Annotated in this window: 6 protein-coding genes; 4 read left to right on the top strand and 2 right to left on the bottom strand. The window is 70.5% G+C overall.

The genetic code is table 11. The features are described from left to right. Both AC2VNT_RS12940 and AC2VNT_RS12935 read right to left on the bottom strand, forming a co-directional pair. Positions 1 to 344, bottom strand: a 344-nt coding sequence (locus AC2VNT_RS12940; RefSeq protein ID WP_486947245.1) for an aminotransferase class III-fold pyridoxal phosphate-dependent enzyme, incomplete at its 3' end; no start/stop codon positions are given. Positions 345 to 428: 84 nt separating this feature from the next. Further along, positions 429 to 671 carry a hypothetical protein gene (locus AC2VNT_RS12935; RefSeq protein ID WP_486947244.1) on the bottom strand — a complete coding sequence of 81 codons (243 nt, stop codon included), beginning with the start codon at positions 669 to 671 and terminating at the stop codon, positions 429 to 431. A 171-nt stretch (positions 672 to 842) separates the two neighbouring features. Between AC2VNT_RS12935 and yajC the strand changes: the two genes are divergently transcribed. The 4 genes from yajC to AC2VNT_RS12915 all read left to right on the top strand — a co-directional run. Further along, positions 843 to 1169 (top strand): preprotein translocase subunit YajC, encoded by a 327-nt coding sequence (gene yajC / locus AC2VNT_RS12930; protein WP_486947243.1) that lies wholly within the window; start codon positions 843 to 845, stop codon positions 1167 to 1169. 124 nt (positions 1170 to 1293) lie between these two features. Continuing rightward, positions 1294 to 3168 carry a protein translocase subunit SecD gene (gene secD, locus AC2VNT_RS12925; RefSeq protein ID WP_486947242.1) on the top strand — a complete coding sequence of 625 codons (1875 nt, stop codon included), beginning with the start codon at positions 1294 to 1296 and terminating at the stop codon, positions 3166 to 3168. Between the two features lie 4 nt (positions 3169 to 3172). Then, positions 3173 to 4501, top strand: coding sequence for a protein translocase subunit SecF (gene secF, locus AC2VNT_RS12920; RefSeq protein WP_486947241.1), 1329 nt, complete (start codon positions 3173 to 3175; stop codon positions 4499 to 4501). Between the two features lie 4 nt (positions 4502 to 4505). After that, positions 4506 to 5826 (top strand): ABC transporter substrate-binding protein (locus AC2VNT_RS12915; protein ID WP_486947240.1); only part of this gene is annotated, 1321 nt, incomplete at its 3' end.

Here is a 5826-nt window from a genome sequence, read left to right as displayed (position 1 = left end):
GAGCCGGGGGTGATCCGGTTGAGGGCTTCGGCCACCGCCACATACGACTCGTACGGAGTGGTCGTGAAGCTGGCGTGGGTGAAGGCCGCGGCCTGCGCCCGGATCGCCTCGACGACCCGGGGGGCGGCGCCGCCGACGGTGGTGACCCCGATGCCGGCCGCCAGGTCGATCAGCCGGTTGCCGTCGACGTCCTCCACGATGCCGCCGGCCGCCCGCGCCGCGTATACCGGCATCGCGCTGGCCACCCCGCGGGGGACCGCGGCGGCGCGGCGGCCGGCCAGCCGCACCGAGGCCGGTCCGGGGATCTCGGTGGCCAGGTGGCGGCTCTGCTCAAGCGGCGGCAGGGGCGCAGTCGGCACGGCGGTCTCCTTCCGCGGGTCTGCAGGTGGATGCCCCGAGCCTATCCGCGTCGCGGCTCAGCCCGCGGGTCAGAGCTGTCCGAGTGGCCGGCAGGAGTTGCCGAACGGGTTCCACCATTCGCCCGGCGGGCAGTCCAGCGGTGTCGGCCCCTGGCCGAGGGGCATGCAGGTGTTGGTGCTGGGTTCCCAGTACTGGCCGCCGGGGCAGTCCAGCGGCGGGTCCGCCTCGGCCGGCGCCGCGGCGAGCCCGATCGCCAGTGGTATCAGCGCGGCCGCCGCCGCGGCGGCGAACCGGGCGATCGACTTCCCCATGGCCAACCTCCTGAGATAAAAGCGCGTCTGCCCGCACCGCGGACGGAGCGGGATGGCACACTATCACTGAATCACTGATCCGGTCGACGACGAGCACCACATCCGGCCTGCGGCAGGTCGGGTAGCCCGCTTGCCACCGAAGAAACCCGACACGAAAGATCGATCGCCGTCATGCAGAACCTCGGTGTTTTCCTGCCCGCGCTGGCCGCCTTCGGCGCTTTCCTGTTCTTCGTCTCGCGGCGGCAGCGGCGGGCGATGCGGGCCACCATCGACCTGCACGAATCGCTGGAGATCGGCGAACGGGTGCACACCATGGGTGGGCTGGAGGCCACGATCGTCGCGATCACCGACGACACCGTCGACCTGGAGATCGCCTCGGGCGTGGTGACGACGTGGCTGAAGCTGGCCGTCCGGGACCGGATCGAGCCGGAGCTCGAAGCCGACGCCGGCCAGCCGGCCGAGACCGGCGCCGACGCGGACCAACTGCCCAGGGATTGAGGTGCGGGCGTCGACACGTACGCTCTTTCGGGTGCGGTCGACGTGATCGCCGGAGACAGAGCACGCGCGGATAGCCAGACGCCGCAGGAGCGGATCGCGCACTGAGCGGAGGAGACTCAACAACGTGGCATCGCCTTCGGCGCCGGTGCACACCGCCCGGTACCTGTCGGTCTTCCTGGCCCTGCTCATCGGCGTCTACCTGCTGGTGTTCCTGACCGGGGACAAGCGGGCCGAGCCCAAACTCGGCATCGACCTGCAGGGCGGCACCCGGGTGACGCTGACCGCGCGCACGCCGGACGGCTCGCCGCCCACCCGGGAGGCGCTGAGCCTGGCCCAGCAGATCATCGGAGCGCGGGTCAACGGCCTCGGGGTCTCCGGGTCGGAGGTGGTCATCGACGGTGACAACCTGGTGATCACCGTGCCGGGCAGCAGTGGCAACGAAGCGCGCAGCCTGGGGCAGACGGCACGGCTCTACATCAGGCCGGTGATCACCGCCATACCGGCGCAGGAGGCGCTGCCCAGCTCCGGACGCCGGCCGGCGAAGCGGCCCGCCCAGCCCGGTGCGCCGGGCCAGCCGGGTACCGCGGAGGAGCCCGCGCCGGGCCAGCCCGGTGCCCCCGGCCAGCCGCAGTTGCCGGAGCTTCCCGAGCTGCCCCCGGTCGATCAGGGGCAGCCGGAGCAGCCCGTGCCGGGTCAGCCCGGGGTCCCGGCGCAGCCGCGGCCCTACCCGCTGGCCCCGACACCCACCCCCACGCCGGCCCCCACCCCGGCCCCCACCCCGTCCAGCGGACCGGAGGAACCGGCGCCCGAGTCGCCGGAATCCCGGTCGCCGGAGCCGGGCGCGACGGCGCCGGAGGCTCCTGCTCCCGGTAAGCCGGATCAGCAGAAGACGCTGGCCAAGCGCATCGAGGCGGAGAAGCTGTTGCGGCAGACCGACAACCAGCTGATGCAGATTCGGGTGCTGCAGTGGCAGGCGACCCGGTGCAACGAAGACGACGTGCTGGCCGGCAACGACGATCCGGACCTGCCGTTGATCACCTGCTCGCAGGACCACGAGGTCGCCTACCTGCTGGCGCCGTCGATCATCAGCGGCGACCAGATTCAGAGCGCCGAGTCCGGCCAGGATCCGCAGGGCGGCGGTTACATGGTGCAGCTGCAGTTCAAGGGCAACGCCGCCGACACCTGGGCCGACTTCACCAAGAACCACATCAACACCCAGACCGCGTTCGTCCTCGACTCGCAGGTTGTCAGCGCGCCGCAGATCCGCGAGCCGATCCTCGGCGGGCGGACCCAGATCACCGGCCACTTCACCGCCAACAGCGCCCGGGAACTGGCGAACGTGCTGAAGTACGGCTCGCTGCCGCTGTCGTTCGAGTCGTCGGAGGCCGAAACCGTCTCGCCGACACTCGGATTGGAGGCGCTGCGGGCCGGTTTGATCGCCGGTGCGATCGGACTGGTGCTGGTGTTCCTGTACGCGCTGCTGTACTACCGGGTGCTGGGGCTGCTCACCGTGTTGTCGTTGGTGGCGTCCGGCGCGCTGGTCTACGCGATCCTGGTCTTGCTGGGCAGGTCCATCAACTACACGCTCGACCTGGCCGGAATCGCCGGTCTGATCATCGGAATCGGCACCACCGCCGACTCGTTCGTGGTGTTCTTCGAGCGGATCAAAGACGAGATCCGGGAAGGCCGATCGTTCCGGTCGGCGGTGCCGCGCGGGTGGGCACGGGCCCGCAAGACGATCATCTCCGGCAACGCGGTGACGTTCCTGGCCGCCGCGGTGCTGTACTTCCTGGCGGTCGGCCAGGTGAAGGGCTTCGCGTTCACGTTGGGACTCACCACGGTGCTGGACCTGGTGGTGGTGTTCCTGGTGACCTGGCCGCTGGTGTACCAGGCGTCCAAGTCGCCGACGCTGGCCAAGCCGGCGTTCAACGGCCTCGGGGCCGTGCAGGAGGTCGCCCGCGAGCGGCGGGCGATGGCCGAGTCGACGGGACGGGGATAGCGCGATGGCCAAGCACAGCGTCGACGACGAAGCGGCCGAAACCACCGCCGCCGCGGTGGACCTCACCGAAACCGGTACCGGCGTGGCGAAGGCCGCCTCCAAGACGGCCAAGAAATCCGTCACCCAGCTGCCGCGCCACGGCTTCCTGTCCCGGCTGTACACCGGCACCGGCGCGTTCGAGGTCATCGGCCGACGTAAGCTGTGGTACCTGGTCAGCGGGTTGATCGTGGCGATCGCCCTGGCCGCCATCCTGGTCCGCGGGTTCAGCTTCGGGATCGACTTCAAGGGCGGCACCAAGGTGGCGTTCCCGCGCGGCGCCGGCGATCAGCAGGTCGGCGTCAGCCAGGTCGAAGAGGTGTTCCGCGACGCGATCGGCGGCAACCCGGAGTCGGTGGTGATCGTCGGCAGCGGCGCCTCGGAGACGGTGCAGATCCGCGCCGAGACGCTCACCGACGACCAGACGAACCAGCTCCGGGACGCCCTCTTCGAGGCGTTCCACCCCAAGGGCGCCGACGGTCAGCCCAGCAAGGACGCGATCAGCGACTCGGCGGTGTCGGAGACCTGGGGCGGGCAGATCACCAAGAAGGCACTGATCGCGCTGGTGGTGTTCCTGGTGCTGGCGTCGCTCTACATCACCTTGCACTACGACCGCTTCATGACGATTGCCGCGATGGCCTCGCTGGTCTTCGACATCGTCGTCACCGCGGGGGTGTACGCGCTGGTCGGCTTCGAGGTCAGCCCGGCCACGGTGATCGGCCTGCTGACCATTCTCGGGTTCTCCCTCTACGACACCGTCATCGTCTTCGACAAGGTGGAGGAGAACACCCACGGTTTCCAGCACACCACCCGGCGCACCTACGCCGAGCAGGCCAACCTGGCGGTGAACCAGACCTTCATGCGGTCGATCAACACCAGCGTGATCTCGGTGCTGCCGGTGCTGGCGCTGATGGTGATCGCGGTCTGGCGACTCGGCGTCGGCACCCTCAAGGACCTGGCGTTGGTGCAGCTGGTCGGGATCATCGTCGGCACCTACTCGTCGATCTTCTTCGCCACCCCGCTGCTGGTCAGCATGCGGGAGCGCACCGAGTTGGTGCGCAACCACACCCGCCGGGTGCTCAAACGCCGCAACCGGTCGCCCGAGTCGCCCGACCACGTCGAGGAGACCGCGGGGGGCACCGAAGGCACCGCGGTCATCGGCGGCGAGGCCGGCAACGAGCCGGCGTCGACGGCGGCCGGTCGAACGCTGCCGAGCACGCCGGCGCCCGGTGCCCGGCCGGTGCGGCCGACCAGCCGCAGTCGACGCCCGACCGGCAAGCCGAGCGCCGGACAGTAGTCCCGTGGCGGTCCGCTACCGGCGTGTCGCGGCTCTGCTGGCCGTGCTCGGCACCGTCGCGGGGCTGCTGCCGGCCTGCTCCGGCTCGGTCCTGAGCCGGATCGACTACGCCGTCGACGGATCGTTGCCCAGCTACAACACCTCGACGGTGGCCGGCGCGGCGTCGGCCGGCGCCCAGGCGTTCGCCCGCACCCTGGTCGGCTTCGGCTACCACGGGCCGGACGGGCAGGTCATCTCCGACCGCGACTTCGGCAGCATCTCGGTGGTCGGCCGCGCACCACTGCTGCTCGACTACCAGATCGCCGACGAGGCGGTGTACTCCGACGGCCGGCCGGTGGTCTGCGACGACATGGTGCTGGCCTGGGCGGCCCAATCCGGCCGATTCCCCGGGTTCGACGCCGCCAGCCGGGCCGGTTATCTCGACATCGAGCGCGTCGACTGTCAGGCCGGCGAGAAGAAGGCCCGGGTCTCCTTCGGGCTGGACCGCGGCATCGCCGACTACCAGCAGCTGTTCACCGCGACGTCGATGATGCCGGCGCATGTGATCGCCGACGAGCTCGGCGTGAACGTCGTGGACGCGCTGCTGAACAACGACCTGGTCGCGGTGCCGAAGATCGCCCAGGCGTGGAACACCATCTGGCAGCTCAAGCACGACATCGACCTCAAGCACTTCCCCGCGTCGGGGCCGTACAAGATCGACTCGGTGCTGGACAACGGCGCGGTGGTGCTGGTGGCCAACGATCGCTGGTGGGGCACCAAGCCGGTCACCAAACGGGTCACGGTGTGGCCGCAGAGCGCCGATATCGCCGACCGGATCAACCAGCGGGAGATCGAGGTGGTCGACGTGGCGACCGGGTCGGTCGGCCTGCTGGTCACCTCCGAGGACTTCCAGAGCATCGATTCGCCATCCGATGGCATCGAGCAGCTGATCTTCGCGCCGCACGGGCCGCTCTCCGAACAACCGAAACGCCGGGCGCTGGCGCTGTGCACCCCGCGTGACGTGATCGCGCGTGACGCCGGGGTGCCGATCGCCGACGCCCGGCTCAACGCCGCCGGCGACGACGCGTTCAACCAGGCCGAGAGCGTGCCGGCGGTGGGCGAATTCGTCCGGTCCGACCCGGCCGCCGCCCGCGAGGCGCTGGGCGACAAACCGTTGACGGTGCGGATCGGCTACCGCGGGCCCAATCCGCGGCTGGCCGCCGTCGTCGGGGCGATCGCCACCGCCTGCGGCCCGGCGGGCATCACCGTCACCGAGGTGACCACCGCGACCAGCGGTCCGGAGGCGCTGCGCGAAGGGCAGATCGACGTGCTGCTGGCCAGCACCG

It is taken from the genome of Mycobacterium sp. TH-M15, assembly GCF_057473705.1.
Note: the sequence above shows the minus strand (reverse complement) of the source record. Positions and strands in the feature narration are given on the sequence as shown.